12 protein-coding genes are annotated in these 17603 nt (G+C 42.3%); all 12 read right to left on the reverse strand.

The genetic code is table 11. The features are described from left to right. Window positions 1-20 precede the first annotated feature (20 nt). The 12 genes from IGI94_RS11245 to IGI94_RS11300 all read right to left on the reverse strand — a co-directional run bounded on the left by IGI94_RS11245 (window position 21) and on the right by IGI94_RS11300 (window position 17586). The gene (locus IGI94_RS11245; RefSeq protein WP_005234670.1) at window positions 21-1397 is read right to left on the reverse strand and encodes a PTS transporter subunit EIIC; all 1377 of its coding nucleotides are present in this window, start codon (window positions 1395-1397) and stop codon (window positions 21-23) included. A 146-nt stretch (window positions 1398-1543) separates the two neighbouring features. Next, window positions 1544-2539 carry a LacI family DNA-binding transcriptional regulator gene (locus IGI94_RS11250; RefSeq protein WP_008379063.1) on the reverse strand — a complete coding sequence of 332 codons (996 nt, stop codon included), beginning with the start codon at window positions 2537-2539 and terminating at the stop codon, window positions 1544-1546. A gap of 203 nt (window positions 2540-2742) precedes the next feature. Continuing rightward, a complete protein-coding gene (locus IGI94_RS11255; protein WP_061054418.1) occupies window positions 2743-3087 on the reverse strand; it encodes a DUF7006 family protein in 345 nt (114 codons plus the stop codon). Window positions 3088-3256: 169 nt separating this feature from the next. Further along, the gene (locus IGI94_RS11260; protein ID WP_438899779.1) at window positions 3257-9475 is read right to left on the reverse strand and encodes a MucBP domain-containing protein; all 6219 of its coding nucleotides are present in this window, start codon (window positions 9473-9475) and stop codon (window positions 3257-3259) included. A 241-nt stretch (window positions 9476-9716) separates the two neighbouring features. After that, the gene (locus IGI94_RS11265) at window positions 9717-11195 is read right to left on the reverse strand and encodes a helix-turn-helix domain-containing protein (RefSeq protein ID WP_139960053.1); all 1479 of its coding nucleotides are present in this window, start codon (window positions 11193-11195) and stop codon (window positions 9717-9719) included. 568 nt (window positions 11196-11763) lie between these two features. Continuing rightward, a complete protein-coding gene (locus tag IGI94_RS11270) occupies window positions 11764-13074 on the reverse strand; it encodes an NCS2 family permease (RefSeq protein ID WP_016621395.1) in 1311 nt (436 codons plus the stop codon). A gap of 161 nt (window positions 13075-13235) precedes the next feature. Next, window positions 13236-13835, reverse strand: a complete 600-nt coding sequence (locus IGI94_RS11275) for an NUDIX hydrolase N-terminal domain-containing protein (RefSeq protein WP_008379067.1) — start codon at window positions 13833-13835, stop codon at window positions 13236-13238. A gap of 206 nt (window positions 13836-14041) precedes the next feature. After that, window positions 14042-14662 (reverse strand): zeta toxin family protein, encoded by a 621-nt coding sequence (locus IGI94_RS11280; RefSeq protein ID WP_194188416.1) that lies wholly within the window; start codon window positions 14660-14662, stop codon window positions 14042-14044. Then, window positions 14663-15529 (reverse strand): class II fructose-bisphosphate aldolase, encoded by an 867-nt coding sequence (locus IGI94_RS11285; RefSeq protein WP_430607092.1) that lies wholly within the window; start codon window positions 15527-15529, stop codon window positions 14663-14665. Between the two features lie 22 nt (window positions 15530-15551). Beyond that, window positions 15552-15944, reverse strand: coding sequence for a tetratricopeptide repeat protein (locus IGI94_RS11290; protein WP_430607095.1), 393 nt, complete (start codon window positions 15942-15944; stop codon window positions 15552-15554). An 18-nt stretch (window positions 15945-15962) separates the two neighbouring features. Beyond that, entirely contained in the window at window positions 15963-17252 is a 1290-nt protein-coding gene (locus tag IGI94_RS11295) for a PTS sugar transporter subunit IIC (protein WP_430607096.1), read from the reverse strand. A 31-nt stretch (window positions 17253-17283) separates the two neighbouring features. After that, on the reverse strand, window positions 17284-17586 hold the full coding sequence (locus IGI94_RS11300; RefSeq protein WP_015509266.1) for a PTS sugar transporter subunit IIB: 303 nt from the start codon (window positions 17584-17586) through the stop codon (window positions 17284-17286). Window positions 17587-17603 lie beyond the last annotated feature (17 nt).

Raw genomic sequence — 17603 nt, forward strand, 5'->3', positions numbered from 1 at the left:
GATGAACAGCAAGGGATTATTTATTGATTCAACTCTTTGGCTAGCGGTTTGCGCTGCAATTGGACACCAGCAAAACCGACTGCAAAGGCAATCAAAATCACGACAACGTATTTCAGCATGGCACCGAAATCTCCAGTATACAACAACAGTCCTGGTATAAAAGTGATGCCCATCCCAGTGGCAGCTAATTGGAAGACATACGTCGCAAACCCGCCGACTGCGCCCCCCAGCATGCCTGCGCCAAAAATCCGCATCGAGCGTAAGTTGACCCCAAATAGTAAAGGTTCAGTGATCCCAAATAAGGTTGGAACCGCCGCACTGATGGCATTTGAGCGTTTGACTTTGTTTTTATAAATAAATGCCGCAGCGATCGCAGCCCCGAATTGTCCCGCCATACTTGCTGTACCTAAGACTTGTAGGACGTTTTCGCCTGTCGTATTCAATAACCCTAACTCAATAATACTTAACGAATGGTGCAATCCAGTGATCACGATCACTTGCTGAACCCCTCCGTAAATGATATAACCGATGCCCAATGGCGCTTGCACCAAGTAGACGATACTGTTGATGACTGCTCTTTCAGCTACTTGCAAGATTGGTCCTAACGCAAACAAAATCAAGCCTAAAGTAATGACGATCGTTAAGAATGGTGTCACGATCAAATCCATCATTTGCGGAACAAATTTACGGAACCATTTTTCTAGCTTAGAAACTAAGATCCCGACAATAATTGCTGGAAAAATAGACCCTTGATACCCAGAGATCGATAAACCGAATAAGTGCAATGGCTCTGCATCCCCGCTGGCAACTGCCCAAGCGTTCGGCAATTGCGGTGCCACCATCATTAACCCTACCACGATCCCGATGATCGGATTACCGCCGAATTTTTTCGTCGCACTATAGGCGATCAAAACAGGTAAAAAGGCAAAGGCTGTATCCGTTAACATTTCAAACATGGCTAACCAGTCAGCACTATAGGTGACCCCCAACTCGGTCAATAATCCCCGAATCCCCATCAAAAGCCCCGTCGTTACCAAAGCTGGAATCAATGGCACCAAGACATCTGACAACGTGCGGACAACTTTTTGGACGGGTGACAGATTCGAATAGACATCGTCTTTGAAGCCAGCTTTATCAGCGGAGGCGTCATTGCCCATTTCTGCTGCGAAGGCTTGATAAACTTCATTGACTTTTCCTGTTCCAAAAATGAACTGATGCTGTCCCGTGTTGAAAAAATAGCCCTTGCTGCCCTCAACTGCTTCCGCTTTGTCTTTATCTACTAACTGATCGTCTTTCAAAATCAAGCGCAAACGTGTGGCACAGTGTTCAAAGTTTTTGACATTTTCTTTGCCGCCAACAGCTTCTAACACTTGGTCGATCGTTTTTTGTTCCTTCATTTTTCCCACTCCTTTGATCGTCGGTTCATTTGTGGAACCGGTTCTACATCTGTAGATTAACAGAAACCGTTTGCAATTGCAAGCAAAGAAAATAAAAAAACAGAACGCCGCAAATGGTCGTCCTGTTTTCTCTAAAAATATTTGCTTTATTTCTCCTGCTTTTCACGCTTGGCAGTCGACTGTTTGACCACTAATCGATTCGGCAATTCGATCACTTCAGGAACCTCTTCCCCTTGCGTCAGTTTTTGGATTGTTAAGACGGCATCGATGCCTAATTGGACATAGGGATATTGGGTCGTTGTGATGGTCGGATAGACATAATCCGTCGAATCATAGCCGCCAAAGCCGTTCAAGGAAAAGTCTTGCGGCACTTGATACCCTAGTTCATGGGCGGCTTTCAATACAGCAACAGCAATATTGTCGGTAGCACAGGCGATGTACGTTGCCGGTTGATCTTTCAAGAACACAAGGGCTTTTTGGTACGTTTCTCTTCTTGAAAAAGACGTTTCGATAAAGTCGACTTTGACGTTGGGGGTTTGTGCCAAGACATCAAGAAATCCTTTTTTCCGCAAGACACCTACCGCATAATCATTTTCGCTGACACCAACAAATAAATAACGTCGGTGGCCAGCGCTGACTGCATATTCTGCCATGGTTTTGCCAGCTTGATAATCTTCATGGACGATGGAATGAATGCCAGCTAACTGTTGACCTAACAATAAAACAGGCATAGGAACCTCTGCCAGCACCGCTTGCAGCTGCGGCGTGATTTTGCGCGCAAAAAGGATCATCCCTGCTACTTTTTGTTTGACTAGCATTTCGATATTTTCTAGTTCCCGTTCATCGCTTTGATCAGAGTTGGTGATCAGCATTTGATAGCCGTTTTCCCGAGCCGTCGTATCGATCCCTTTTAACACATCATTTGTCGAGGGCGAATTCAATCGAGGAATGATCACGCCCAGCAATTTCGTGTCTTGGGCTTTCAGCGATCGAGCAAATGTATTGGGGCGATAACCAGTTTCAGCAATGATCTGATCAATTTTTTTGCGCTTTTCTTCACTGATATAGCCATTGTTCAGATAGCGGGAAACCGTACTTTTCGCTACTCCCGCCTTTTCAGCAATGTCCTTGATCGTTGTCATGATTTCCCACCTTTGCATTTTCTTTTATTATAACAATAACTGAAAGAAAAGCGCAGGTTTTGCGTAAAAAACAAATAGGAGGGAAAGATCAAGTATTTTTTTCATCTCCTAATGCTAAGTGCTGATAAAAATAATTGCAGACAAAGTATTTATTCAGATATCTTCTTTTTTACAAGTACTAAGATCAATAAAAAAGAGTGTCTTCAGCAGACATTAAAAACGATTGAGTTTTTCGTTTCCATACTAAGATCATACCCACACAATTCTTTAAAATAATTTTTATAGTCGCTCTCAATAATTCTTATGATGTCGTTGTCTGAAAACTCCTCATACTTAGATAAATCAACTAAAAGGCCCAATTTTGCATCAATTCCAAGAATTTGTGGAATGACCTCCCAAAAGGTTTCTTTCGAAATTGCTTCAATTAGTTGATTTAATCGTTCTACTTGTTTTTCTAAATAGTCTTCCAGCGTGTCTTTCTCTCTTGGCAAACGATCTATCTCTTTTTGAAAATAATTGACATACTCTTTTTTCGTCGCAAACAACATTTTCTTATACTCCTCTCCGCTCTTACTGATTATTCTCACATACCATAAAAGGACTACGCATCCCTTTTCATTTATTGAATACTCTATTTTGTAACTAGTTTTAGATTTGAGAAAGCAGCAAAACCTTCATGGGCTTTGCTGCTTTTTTTAATATTGACTAATGTAAGTCTTACCTGTCTTTATTTTTCTTTTTGTCAAAGATAATGATTAAGGTAATTAATAGTAGTAGTGATCCAACAATGAGCATGATTCGTTGCCCCGCCATCATTTCCCCAGTATTGGGAAGTTTTGGATCTGCAGGATCTCTTTTGTCATTTTCTGGATTCTCTTTTTCAGGCGAAGTTTGTCCACCATTATTTCCTTCTTTTTGATAGACATAAATCACTTTTTGGAGGTCATTCGTAAACGTTCCAGAGGCGTTGGTTGGTATTTCCATCACGGTCCAACCAGAAATTTCTTTTGGCTTGCTTTCATATGGCATGTCGACTTTCCCAGTTAGAATCGTTGGCTTCGATAGTTGATTTCCTTCGGTATTCTCATACTTAACTATCACTGGTGCCGCATCAGAGCGATCATAAACGTAGATCACTTCCTGTGGGGCTTCACCAAAAATCCCATGGGCATTGCTTGGTGCCTCTGGCACATACCAACCTGGAATTTCTTTTGGTTCGCTTTCGTAGGGCAGACCAACTTTTCCGCTTAAGATCGTTGGTTCTGACAGTTGATTTCCTTCGGTATCTTCATACTTGACCGTCACTGGTGCCGCATGGGAGCGATCGTAAACATAGATTACTTCCTGTGCGTCTTCGCTAAAAATTCCATGAGCATTAGTCGGTGTTTCTGGCACATACCAGCCTGGAATTTCTTTTGGTTCGCTTTCATATGGCAATCCAACTTTCCCGTTTAAGATCGTTGGTTCTGACAGTTGATTTCCTTCGGTATCCTCATATTTGACTGTCACTGGTGCCGCATCCGAGCGGTCGTAAACATAGATCACTTCCTGCGGGTCTTCGCTAAAAATTCCTTGAGCATTGCTTGGTGTCTCTGGCACATACCACCCAGGAATTTCTTTCGGTTCGCTTTCATAGGGCAATCCAACTTTTCCGCTTAGAATCGTTGGTTCCGACAGTTGATTCCCTTCGGTGTCTTCATACTTAACTGTTACAGGTGCCGCATCCGAGCGGTCGTAAACATAGATCACTTTCTGTGGGTCTTCGCTAAAAATTCCTTGAGCATTGCTTGGTGTCTCTGGCACATACCAACCGGGGATTTCTTTTGGTTCGCTTTCATAGGGCAATCCAACTTTTCCGCTTAGAATCGTTGGTTCCGACAGTTGATTCCCTTCGGTGTCTTCATACTTAACTGTTACAGGTGCCGCATCCGAGCGGTCGTAAACATAGATCACTTCCTGTGGGGCTTCGCCAAAAATTCCATGAGCATTACTTGGCGTTTCTGGCAAATACCAACCTGGAATTTCTTTTGGCTTGCTCTCGTAGGGCAGACCAACTTTCCCACTTAATATCGTTGGCTCCGAGAGCTGCTTCCCTTCTGTGTCTTCATACTTAACTGTTACAGGTGCTGCATCAGAGCGATCATAAACGTAGATCACTTCCTGTGGGTCTTCGCCAAAAATCCCATGGGCATTGCTTGGTGCCTCTGGCACATACCAACCTGGAATTTCTTTTGGTTCGCTTTCGTAGGGCAGACCAACTTTTCCGCTTAAGATTGTCGGTTCCGACAGTTGATTTCCTTCGGTATCTTCATACTTGACCGTCACTGGTGCCGCATCAGAGCGATCATAAACATAGATTACTTCCTGTGCGTCTTCGCTAAAAATTCCATGAGCATTACTCGGAGTTTCTGGCACATACCAACCTGGAATTTCTTTTGGCTCGCTCTCGTAGGGCAGACCAACTTTCCCGCTTAGAATCGTTGGTTCCGAAAGTTGATTTCCTTCGGCATCCTCATACTTGACGGTTACAGGTGCTGCATCCGATCGATCGTAAACATAGAGCACTTCCTGTGGGTCTTCACCAAAAATTCCATGAGCATTACTTGGCATTTCTGGCACATACCAACCAGGTATTTCTTTTGGTTCGCTTTCATATGGCAGACCAATTTTCCCGCTTAGAATCGTAGGTTCTGACAATTGATTTCCTTCGGTATCTTCATACTTGACCGTCACTGGTGCCGCATCAGAGCGGTCATAGACATAGACCACTTCCTGCGCTTCTTCGCCAAAAATCCCACGAGCATTACTCGGAGTTTCTGGCACATACCAGCCTGGAATTTCTTTTGGTTCACTCTCGTATGGCAGACCAACTTTCCCGCTTAAGATCGTCGGTGTCGACAGTTGATTTCCTTCGGTATCTTCATACTTAACTATCACTGGTGCCGCATCAGAGCGATCATAAACGTAGATCACTTCCTGTGGGGCTTCACCAAAAATCCCATGGGCATTGCTTGGTGTCTCAGGCACATACCAGCCTGGAATTTCTTTTGGTTCGCTTTCGTAGGGCAGACCGACTTTCCCGCTTAAAATCGTTGGTTCCGAAAGCTGATTCCCTTCGTTATCTTCATATTTGACTGTTACAGGTGCCGCATCCGATCGATCATAAACATAGATCACTTCCTGTGGGGCTTTGCCAAAAATCCCATGGGCATTGCTTGGTGCCTCTGGCACATACCAGCCTGGAATTTCTTTTGGTTCGCTTTCGTAGGGCAGACCGACTTTCCCGCTTAAAATCGTTGGTTCCGACAGTTGATTTCCTTCGGTATCTTCATACTTGACCGTCACTGGTGCCGCATCCGATCGAGCATAGACATAAATTACTTCCTGCGCTTCTTTTCCGAAAATCCCATGAGCATTGCTGGGTGTCTCAGGCACATACCAGCCTGGTATTTCTTTTGGTTCGCTTTCATATGGCAGACCAACTTTCCCGCTTAAGATCGTCGGTTCCGATAATTGATTTCCTTCGGCATCTTCATATTTGACTGTTACAGGTGCTGCATCCGAACGGTCATAGACATAGACCACTTCTTGCGCTTCTTTTCCGAAAATTCCATGAGCATTGCTTGGTGTCTCAGGCACATACCAGCCTGGAATTTCTTTTGGTTCGCTTTCGTAGGGCAGACCGACTTTCCCGCTTAAAATCGTTGGTTCCGACAGTTGATTTCCTTCGGTATCTTCATACTTGACCGTCACTGGTGCCGCATCCGATCGAGCATAGACATAAATTACTTCCTGCGCTTCTTTTCCGAAAATCCCATGAGCATTGCTGGGTGTCTCAGGCACATACCAGCCTGGTATTTCTTTTGGTTCGCTTTCATATGGCAGACCAACTTTCCCGCTTAAGATCGTCGGTTCCGATAATTGATTTCCTTCGGCATCTTCATATTTGACTGTTACAGGTGCTGCATCCGATCGAGCATAAACGTAGATCACTTCTTGAGGTTCTGCGGTAAATATTCCAAAAGCGTTACTCGGTGTTTCTGTCAAGAACCACCCTGGTATTTCCTTTGCTTCAGTTTCATAAGGAAGTCCTATCGTACCGTTTAAAATTGTCTCAGTCGACAGTGGATTCCCTTCGACATCCTCATATCGAACTGTAACTGGTTGTGCTTCCTTTTTTTCCCACACATAAGTACCAGTCTTGCTTCCGTCATATTCATGAAAAAAGTTAGTTGGTGTCAGGGTTAAATGTTCGGTGGAAAGATTCCCCTCAAGGTCTTTTTCAAAGATCCAATTACCTGTATACAGTTCAGCAGGCATCACATTCTCTGGCAAAGTAGGACGGAGATTTTCTGCTAGATGTAAAAAGGTCGTCTTATCTCCTAAATGTAATCTTTTGAGTCCATTCATTCCTCTAAACATCCCACTAGCAACAGCAAATGCAGAACTAGAAGAACCAACATTTGTGGTGTCCCAATTTGATAAATCCAATTCTTCTATTTTCGGTGTTACTTCAAATAAGTTAAACATACTGGTAACGCTTGAGGTATCCCAATTTGACACATCTAAATGAAGTAAGTTTCTTGCTCCCCCAAACATACTCATCATGTTTTCTATATTTGAAGTATCCCAATTTGAAACATCAATCGTAGTCAATTTACTGACCCAATCACCGGTCAAATTATTATAGAACATATAGTCTGTTCGTTTTACTTTAGAGGTATCCCAATTCGAGACATCGATTTCTGTTAAACTAGCAGTATTTTGAAAGACCCCCTGCATTCCTTCGACTTTAGAGGTATCCCAGTTCGAGACATCCAACTTGGTCACTCTTCTAACACCATTAAACATATTATTTATATTCGTAACATTGCCTGTTTCCCAATTCGAGACATCCAGCTCGGTTAACTGATTCACATTTTGAAACATAAAGAACATGCCAGTGACATTGGAGGTATCCCAATTTGAAACATTCACTGAACGTAATGCGCTAGCGCTATGAAACATGTAACCAAAGTTTGTTACATTCGAGACATCGATTTTCTCTGCATTCTCGATAGTCTCCAGACTTGTTAATCGTGTATCAAGGGTATGACCAGAAAACATATAGGCTGAATTGGCTGGAAAAATGACCGTACCATTTACAACAATTCGAGTAACATTTCTATAAGTTATTCGCCAAGGGGATGTGGCTGGCGTGCCAGCTGTTCCTTCTTCTAGCACAACTGTTCGAGTTTCCTCATCCCATGTCCAAGGAACGGTTCCCCATGTTCCTCTGACTAATGAGTCTGATCGCTCATAGACATAAATGACTTCCTGTTCTTCTTCAGTAAATCTACCTGATGCATTGGCTGGTGTTTCTACAACAGACCAACCGGGAATCTCTTTGGGCTCACTTATGTATCGTTCTCCTACCTCCCCATCTAGCATGTCTGGTTCAGATAACTCATTCCCTTCGGTATCTTCATAACGTATAGTCACTGGTGCTGAGATTAACCTTTCCCAAACATATGTCCCTGGGTTACTGCCATCATACTGATTCATAAACTCATCAGATGAAGCATAAGTTACTGGAGTTAAACCATTCTCCCCTTCATCATTGATACGCTCTATCCATCTTCCAGAGTAAGGTAGACCTGCATTGATCCTTGGCAATCTAACGTTTGAAGCAAAGACTGATTTCTCACCTAAGGTCAGCTCACGTAGAGATTGAGTTGATTCAAACATATTGTTTGTATTTGCAACATTCGTTACATCCCAGCTCGAAAGATCAAGACTCGTTAACGCTCTAGCCGAACTAAACATCCTCAACATCGATGAGACATTTGACACGTCCCAGTTTGACACATCAATCGTGGTTAATGAAGTCGCTATTCCAAACATATCCGACATGTTTGTTACACTCGAAACATCCCAACGTGAAAGATCCAAGCTTGTGAGAGAGTTAACCGCATTAAACATCAAGCCCATATCAGTTACACTGGAAACATCCCAGTTTGAAAGGTCTAAGTCGGATAGGGATCTGGCTAGACCAAACATGCTACGCATATTCGTCACGCTTGATACGTCCCAACTTGCAACATCCAAACTCGTTAAAGACTCTGCTGAATTAAACATTCCTCTCATATTTTGTACATTTGATACATCCCAATTTGACACATCTAAGCTTGCTAAAGATCTGGTTTGTCCAAACATTCCATTCATGTCCGTCACATTCGATACATTCCAATTTGATACATCAATATTTTTTAGTGTAGTAACGCCATGAAACATGCGATCCATGTTTGTCACATTTGACACATCAATATTTCCTGCATGCTCAATCGTCAGCAAATCAGTTAGACGTTCTGCTGCTTGCGCTTGCGGTGATCCAAACAACCATGAAACGTCTTCTGGAAAAATAACCTTGCCATTAACAGAAATTTGAACAACATTCGTGTAGGTTTTCCAAGGTGCTGTGGCTGACGTGCCGGCTGCCCCTTCTTCTAACGCAATTGTTTTCGTTTCCTCATTCCATGTCCAAGGAACGGTTCCCCATAGACCTTCAGCCACTTCTCCTGATTCCTCTTGATTGACTTCCGCCTTACTATCTAAACTAGCTTCACTGGATTCATCCTTAGAAGAGCTTTCAGATGTTTCTGCCTCTATACTGGTTTCTGTTTCGCTAGGGTCCACAGATTCAGTAGTATCTAAACTCTCTTCAGTAGGTAGCGTCGATTGTTCTGCATCTGTCAATCGACTCTCTTCAAACTGCTCCGTACTCCCCTCCGTTTCTTCAGCTGTAAAAGCTTCACCAATAGAAAGATCCGTCATTTCCTGATTATTTTTAACCCTGTCATTTTGGGAAACATCTACAACTGTATTTGCTAATACAGTGATGGGATGTCCTAATGCCATTGTAATGACCAACATAATATACCCTAACTTGCGTATCACTTTCCTAACACTCCTATTCTTTTCGCTTCAATTTCTCAAATCATGATCATTTATTATTCAGGCAGTCACCTTCGAATCCGCATAGTCATAAAAGGAAACTAAGTTCTAAAGAAGAGTATATAAGGTTGCTTTTGAATAAAAAAATCGTATTTTTCACCCTGGGGGGAAATACAGCATAAAAAAGCCTATTCAAAAGGCTTTCCCTGCTTTTGAATAGACTTAAAATATGTTTATTATTTAATTATTTTATAAGTTCGAACATTTGAGGTTCGACTGTTCTGAATAATAGTTCCCAGTCCTGTTTATCAGGTACTGTTTTTAATAGTAACCAGTTGGTACTTAGATTATACTCTGATAGATATTCACTATAATTCGTGACAACTAGATCAATATCTTCTTGATTCAAAAAATCTTCCGTCAAAGCAGGAATCGTAATGAAAAAGATTTGATGCCGATCACCAAAATATTGAAAAATTCGAGATTTTATCATTTGACAAACATATAGATCGCCCTCTAATAAAAAAACAATTTTCTTCCTTTTGTATAACCATTGTTCCCGCAGTCTTTCTGATAGCAATGTTAAGCTAGTCGCCATATCTTCCAAAAAGTCTTCTGTTAGATCTAATTTAAATAGAAAGGAGCGCAGAAAATGGCGATTTTTCATGTATGATTCTTTACATTCAAACTTGGTTTTTTCTATAATCTCAGACATTATTTTATTTTGGACCGGAGAAATCAAGTGATTGATATATCTCGAAAGGAAAAAAGCGTCGAAAACCCAAAATAGTTCGGTTGTGTGTAATTCTGGAAAGTAGTTTTTTAGATAATTTTCCGTTAGATCAGTTAAAGAATCATTTAATTGTAACAGTTCACAAAATAGTTTATCTTGATCGACTCGATCAAAAGGACGCTTGGCAATAGTAGCTAAATATAACCAACAAAGCTCGTTTGCTCCTAATTCAACTTGATAGTTCTTTTGAATTCTTTGCTGGATCAAAAGTAGATTATTGGAGTCCTTGCTATTCATTACATTTTTATAAAGCTTTGATGGTACTTTGATTGTTTTTCCTTGTCGTACTCGCTCAATAGCAATATATAGACTGTAATAAAATTCAATCGGCGAAGTACCTGTTCCAACTGATGCTTCAGTTAACTTCGATAAAAAAGTCTGATAGATTAATCCATGAATCTCTTTAGGAGGAACCAACGTGTGAGGGGTCATTTCTCCTTCATAATAAAAGTCTTTGAAAAATTTTCGGATGTTTGCTTCATCACCTTTTAAATCAATTGGAGTAAGTGATAGTTTTAAGCCGTATTCTTTAAGAACCGGCTCAATTCGTCTCAAATAGCGTCGAAAAGACGTTTCAGAAAGGTGAAAACGGTCAATCAATTCCGCTACATCCTCTAGTTCACCATAGAAAATATTCCCTAACAATTCAAACAGAATTTCATTTTGCAATAGCTTTTCTTTTTGTTCAATAAATCGTAGGGAATTCTTTTTTTCGAAAAGATAGCCATTATTGGTTGAAACAATTTTAGCACTATCAGAAAAATATTCTTTTAACTTGTTTATATCAGTTAAAATCGTCCGTTCAGAAACTTCATTTAGTTTAGCTAATTGGCCTTTGGTCGCTATTTGAGTGCGTTCAAAAAGGTTTAGTATCCGAAACCAACGAACAGTTGTCGGGTCAGCAATAAACTTCAGTTGTAAGTTTTTCATCTACACACCTCCAATTCAAATCAAAATCACTATACCTATCTTAACATTGTATATTCATTTAATCATACCTTATTTGATCTATGATATTTGAAAAAATAAGCTAAAAATATCCATTTCCTACAAACTATTTCTATTTAATGATAATTTAAAAATAATTAAAGTGAAGCCAAACAGTATATTAAACAGCTACCACAATTTTAACAAGATATTATAATGAAATAGATCAGTTGAAGAAATTGTAAAAAATAAGAATGGAACACTGAAACAACATCTCTCAGGATATTTTATATTTCACCTTAAAGCTAAATATGGTGAAAAATTATAAGTTGAAAATCAAATCACTTTTTTATTGAGAGGTAGCGTTCTTCTCAATAGTAGTTAGAACACAACTCTGACTATTTCTGATTGAATAGAAAATCCTCAATCATACGTACTATCATATAGACATTTTAAAAATCAATGTTCACATCTATTTTCCAGTTATTCCAAATAAAAAAACAGCCAAGCCTCAAGCTTGACTGTTTTTTCATTTCATATAGGAATACAATTCCTACTCTTAAATTGTCCCTCACACATTCAAAATCCACATAAACCCAAGAAAGACAAAGAACAAGCCGTACATGATCGGTGAGACTTCTTTGCCGCGTTTGGCTGCTAACATGGTGATTGGGTAAAAGATGAAGCCCAACGCGATCCCATCGGAGATGCTGTAGGTCAACGGCATGCCTAATAGAATCAAGAAGGCTGGGATTGCGATTTCCATTTCGTGCCATTTGATCTCTCGCAGCGATTGCGCCATCAATACACCTACGACGATCAGTGCTGGTGCCGTCACTTGAGAAGTGACAACGGATAGCAATGGTGAAAAGAACAAGCCGAACAAGAAGAAAATTCCAGTCGTCACAGCAGTCAAGCCAGAACGACCGCCCACGGCGATCCCAGCGGAAGATTCCACATACGCCCCTACTGGTGAGGTCCCTAATAAAGAACCGGCGAGCATGGCGGTGGAGTCAGAAGCAAGTGCTTTGCCGACCCGCGGCATTTTGTTGTCTTTCATGAAGCCTGCTTGGTTGGCAAGCCCCACCAAGGTGCCTGCGGTATCAAAGAAAGTGACGAGTAAGAAAGTCAGTACTACGACCCACATTTGCAGGGAGTTGATGTCTCCTACATGGTTTAGCGCCACTAAGAATGTGGAAGAAATACTTGGTGCAGCAGAAACGATACTGGATGGTGCTTGGATCAAGCCAGTCAAAAGACCTAAAACAGTTGTTGCGGCCATCCCGATAAAAATTCCACCAGGAACTCTGCGAACCATCAAGACGGCAGTGATCACTAGACCAAAAATCGTCAGCCACGTCGTACCGACACTCAATGAGCCTAGTGCCACAAGGGTCGAATCGTCGGAAACGATGATCCCGCCTTCGCTCAGTCCCAAAAAGGCGATGAACAGACCGATCCCGCCAGAGATGGCGTATTTTAAATCAGCAGGGATCGCATCAATGATCAGCTCCCTTAATTTGAAGATCGTGATCACGATGAAAATCAGTGATGCCACAAACACACCCGCTAATGCTGTTTGCCATGGAACCCCCATTCCAATACAAACTGAATAAGAAAAGAAGGCGTTGATCCCTAATGCGGGTGCCGTAGCGATCGGGTATTTTGCTAAAACCCCCATCAAGATACAGCCCAATGCACTGGCTAGCGCCGTTGCTGTAAAGACGGCACCTTCGTCCATCCCAGATGCCCCAAGGACCGTTGGATTGACGAATAGAATATAGGCCATTGAGATAAAGGTGGTAAAACCAGCTAAGATTTCTCGTTTAACCGTTGTTTGTAAGACATCCAGCCCAAAAAAGGAATTGATTTGATTCTTCATTTTTACTCCTCCAGCAATCAAGCAAAGGTGTCGCCATTGCTTGATTTTTTTATAATGAAAACGACGAAATCAATCATAAACCAACTTTATCTGCAAGTAAATATTATCCGGTTAAAAAAACCAATAAAACGCTTTTTCCAACATCTTACCCTTAGTTGTTTCTAATCAACGTGTAACGACTTCTCATTCACCAATTGCTCCAGCTGTTCCTTGGTGGTGCGCTTGATGGAAAGCTTTGGCAACTCGTTCAACGCAAAGTAATCGCTGTTGGAGGTTTCACTGTTTTTGATAAAGTCCCCTGCCAGAACCTCACATTCAAAGACCAACTTATAGTATTGAAACACTTGCGGAATGTCTTGTCTTAGATTCGTATCAAAAATTGCTCGCAGCTCCTTCACCTCTACTAGCAAACCGGTTTCTTCCAGCACTTCTTTTTTGATGTTTTCCCGAGGCGTCAAGCCAATCTCTGCATAGCCACCCGGCAGTGACCATTCTTTCGTCAGGCTGTCTTCCACTAGCAAGATTTTTTCGTCTTTTTGGATCAATGCTCGTACGTCGACTTTAGGTGTAGGATACCCCTCATTTTTTTCTGTTAAAAGGGTCAACGCAGCTGCGTCTTGATCCACGACGGTACTCATCAAATGCAATGCCAACTCTTTGATTTCTTGGTATCGTTCCTTATCGTACACATCTTTGCCATAGTACAAACCTGCTTCAGCGATCGATAACAGGCGTTTGTATTGCGCAAAATAATCTTTCATCCATTCCCCGCCTTTTCCATTTCTCTGTTATGCTTCTTATTCTAGAGGAAATCGGCGGTTTTGCAAAAGAAAGTCTTCTGAGACATAAGAAACAATCCGTCTTGCTGTGACAGCTAAACTTCCCCAAAAGCTGAGTCATGAGAAATAGCTCATAAAAAAAAGCAGTTGGCATGTACCTAGAACAGGTATAACGCCCACTGCTTTGCTTATTTACTTAGCTCAATTGCGATTCTCTCGATCAACGGACGATAATCCACTTGCTTGTAATCTTCCACATTGACTTCGATAAGCTCCCCTAACTGAAAGTCATCGTAACGGCGATCGGTGATGATTTGCCGAAACGCTTCTTTGGTTATATGGTTGGTTGCAGCTTGTCTATCTTCCAGCACATCCCCGTAATGGTATCGTTCCATGATAAAACTCAAATGACGGTCATCCGCTCGATCACGTATGAAACGTCTTTCCCATAAGGTTTCAAACGAGGCAGTCAAACGTATGGTCAAGCAGTCGTAGCCATAACTTTGAGCGAGAAAAGTCAGCAAGGGCTTCTGCTTTTCACTAAAGGGGTATTCCGAGACCACCAAGCGTTTTCCTAGAGACATATACAAGCCCAATGACTGATAGTAAAAAGGCCAAACATACTGCTTTTCGATCTGGGCTTTTTCTGCCAATGAATCAAAGCCAAGGGATTCGGCATAGCACTCTTTGATTTCATCTGGCGTAAGAGCGAAAAGATCGGGAAAACGTGCCTTCAGCAGATTCAGTAAATAACTTTTTCCAGTCCCAGGGCTGCCTGCCAATAAAACAAGCATCTTTTTGCGTACCATCTATTTGCCGATCGCAGTCGGCGCTTTCGTATTCATGAAAAGGCCGATCTTGTGCTTGACGATTTCTTTGATGGCTTCATTGGATGGGATCACGTTGTGGCGCAATGATTTGTTGACTTCCGTTGCCCCAAAATTTTCTTTCGCAATCTTCGTCCAATTGACCAACAATTCAGTACCTACATTAAACTTGCGAATGCCGTTATTGATCAATTCAGGATAATCTTCTTCTTTGACGCCAGTTCCTCCATGAATGACTAGCGGCACGTCGACGACTGCATGGATCTTCTTCAATAACGCAACATTCACTTCGGTTTTGGAGCGGAATTGGCCGTGATTGGTTCCGATAGCGATGGCTAGCGCATCGACGCCAGTAGCAGCGACAAATTCTACTGCATCTTCTGGGCATGTGAAGACTTTATCGTCTTCTTCCACATGAATGCCTTCTTCTGTGCCGCCGATCGTTCCTAGTTCTCCTTCGACGGACACCCCATGGGCATGGGCGTATTCTACGACTGCGCGCGTTTTCAAAATATTCTCTTTGAAGGGCAAATGCGAACCATCATACATCACCGAGCTATAGCCGCTATCAATCGCCGCTTTGATCTCATCGAAATCTCTGGCATGGTCCAAATGCAAGACAGCGTCCACCAGCTCGTGATCGGCAATCGTTTTGACGACATTGACCAAGACATCATAGCCGATGTATTTCGCCGTATCGATACTTGTTTGAATGATGATAGGTGCCCCCATCTCTTTGGCTGCCCGCAGCATGCTTGGCAGCATTTCTAAATTATGGGTATTAAAAGCCCCCACTGTAAAATTCAATGCTTCTGCTGTTTTCGTTACTTCTTTTAATGTTGTATACATCCTTGATTCCACCTCGTCTAGTTTAATTGCCGCTGATCGTAAGTTGTTTGGCGATTTGCCGCATTTCTTCCATTTTATCCATGTAATAGTCGATCTTTGCATCATCGCCATTTCGTGCGGCGGCGGCACGCTGAGCATTGTAAAGGGACATCAGTTTTTTGTAGCCGTCCCCGATCGATTTCTTCGCCTGCAAACTTTTTTCCAATGCGTCGATCGCTTCTTCTGTGCGAGAAAGTTTTGCCTGGGCTAAGCCTAACGCTTCATACAATTTTGCCTGTTCGTCGATGTCGGTTTCTGCTTGCAACTGACTTTCTAAAGTTTTAATAAGCGCTTCTTCCTCTTGGCTTTCTTCAGCGGTCAAAGTAACCGCTGGTGTTTCTGTGGGCTTTTTTTCTTTTTTGAAAAAAGAGAACATGCGTCTTCCTCCTAGCGATTAAAAGTTTTTCAACAATGGACTGATGATCCAAGCATATAGCAGGGCTGCCGTGACGGTATCCACATCAGTTGCCGTAGCGTTAACAAAGCCCATTTGATTGAAGATCGTCACAAGTAGTGCTGGCAGTAACGTAATGAAGAAACCGTGGAAGATCCCTCCGATAATCGCCCCTCGACGTCCACCGACCGCATTGCCGAAGATCCCAGCGGTACCGCCGGCAAAGAAGTTCGTCAGCATCCCCGGCAAGATCATCGCCAAGCCAAAGACTGGTAAAACGAACATGGCGATGACTGTCCCAATCGTTGTAGTAATGAAGCCTAAAATAACTGCATTTGGGCTATATGGGAAGAACACTGGGCAATCGAGTGCTGGTTTTGCATCAGGCACCAATTTCATGGCGATCCCACGAAACGCAGGGACGATCTCGCCTAAGAGCAACCGAACGCCTGCTAACAAAACATAGACCCCAACCACGAATTGAATGGCTTGTAAGAAGGCATACATGATGTAATTTTGATCACCAGAGAGCGTAGAAGCAAAGGTTTCTCCAGCAAACAAGACCGTCACGATATACAGTGGAACCATCACGACCATGACAGAAAGATAGGTATCTTGTAAAAATTCAAAAGAACGTGGCAGTTTGATGTCTTCGATCGATTTTTTCTTCTCGCCTCTTTCTCCAAACAGATAGGCAACGCCTGCTTCAAAAAGGTAACCGATCGTACAGAAATGTCCGAGAGCAATGTCGTCTGCCCCAGTGACTTTGCGGATGATGGGCTGAGCCATCGCTGGCATCGCTACGGCAAAGATCGCCCCAATCAACCCACCGACAAGAATCAAGACAACGCCCCGTAAACCAGCGAAATAGCCAAAGACCGTCGTCATGGTCGCCATCCATAAAATGGCTTGACCCGTCAAGAAAATATATTTCCATTTTGTAAAGCGTGCCAATAAAATATTAAAAACAAAGATGGCTAAAAATGTCAGCGCTATGTCCCGACCCAAGCCCAACTCATTCATCGCTTGCCCGTTGATGGCTTCGATGGAAGGGATTATGCCTTGCATGTCGAATCCTTCTGTGAAAATCTCGCCGAAATAGGTCAAACTACCGACGATGATGCTAGAACCAGCGCTTAAAACCTGGAAGCCCAATAGCGTCTTCAAACTTCCTGAAATGACTTGACCTGCTGACTTTTTCTGAAGCAACAGCCCTAACATCGCGATCAAAGCGATCGTGATCGATGCCTGCGTTAAAATATTATCAATGATAAAATTGATGATGCCCATTTTTTCAAACTCCCTTCGTCATGCCTCTTCCTTACAGTGCGCCTTTTTCCGTTAATACTGGGATGATTTTTTCTTCGATTTCTGGTTTTGAAACGATGTTGCGTAAATAAATGATTGCGGTTGTCGGATCCAAAGCAAACTTTTCAAATTGCGTCCGAAAATTCTCTGCCGTAATGATGATGTCTGGTTTCATTGATACTGCTGATGAGATATCGACATGATCCAATTTCGCCTCCACTCCTAATTTCGTTAAGACATCTTCTGTTGACATCTGAGCCGCAAAGCTGCTGCCAAGACCTGCACCGCATACGAATAAGATCGATAATTTGTTCATGATTTTTTCCCCTTTTC

The sequence above is a fragment of the Enterococcus sp. AZ149 genome (assembly GCF_051714285.1).
Taxonomy (GTDB): domain Bacteria; phylum Bacillota; class Bacilli; order Lactobacillales; family Enterococcaceae; genus Enterococcus_D; species Enterococcus_D entomosocium.

Excerpts from the sequence above, each read along its gene's own strand:
- IGI94_RS11245 (WP_005234670.1), bottom strand. The coding sequence starts at position 1,397 with ATGAAGGAACAAAAAACGATCGACCAAGTGTTAGAAGCTGTTGGCGGC.
- IGI94_RS11250 (WP_008379063.1), bottom strand. The coding sequence starts at position 2,539 with ATGACAACGATCAAGGACATTGCTGAAAAGGCGGGAGTAGCGAAAAGT.
- IGI94_RS11255 (WP_061054418.1), bottom strand. The coding sequence starts at position 3,087 with ATGTTGTTTGCGACGAAAAAAGAGTATGTCAATTATTTTCAAAAAGAG.
- IGI94_RS11265 (WP_139960053.1), bottom strand. The coding sequence starts at position 11,195 with ATGAAAAACTTACAACTGAAGTTTATTGCTGACCCGACAACTGTTCGT.
- IGI94_RS11270 (WP_016621395.1), bottom strand. The coding sequence starts at position 13,074 with ATGAAGAATCAAATCAATTCCTTTTTTGGGCTGGATGTCTTACAAACA.
- IGI94_RS11275 (WP_008379067.1), bottom strand. The coding sequence starts at position 13,835 with ATGAAAGATTATTTTGCGCAATACAAACGCCTGTTATCGATCGCTGAA.
- IGI94_RS11280 (WP_194188416.1), bottom strand. The coding sequence starts at position 14,662 with ATGGTACGCAAAAAGATGCTTGTTTTATTGGCAGGCAGCCCTGGGACT.
- IGI94_RS11285 (WP_430607092.1), bottom strand. The coding sequence starts at position 15,529 with ATGTATACAACATTAAAAGAAGTAACGAAAACAGCAGAAGCATTGAAT.
- IGI94_RS11290 (WP_430607095.1), bottom strand. The coding sequence starts at position 15,944 with ATGTTCTCTTTTTTCAAAAAAGAAAAAAAGCCCACAGAAACACCAGCG.
- IGI94_RS11295 (WP_430607096.1), bottom strand. The coding sequence starts at position 17,252 with ATGGGCATCATCAATTTTATCATTGATAATATTTTAACGCAGGCATCG.
- IGI94_RS11300 (WP_015509266.1), bottom strand. The coding sequence starts at position 17,586 with ATGAACAAATTATCGATCTTATTCGTATGCGGTGCAGGTCTTGGCAGC.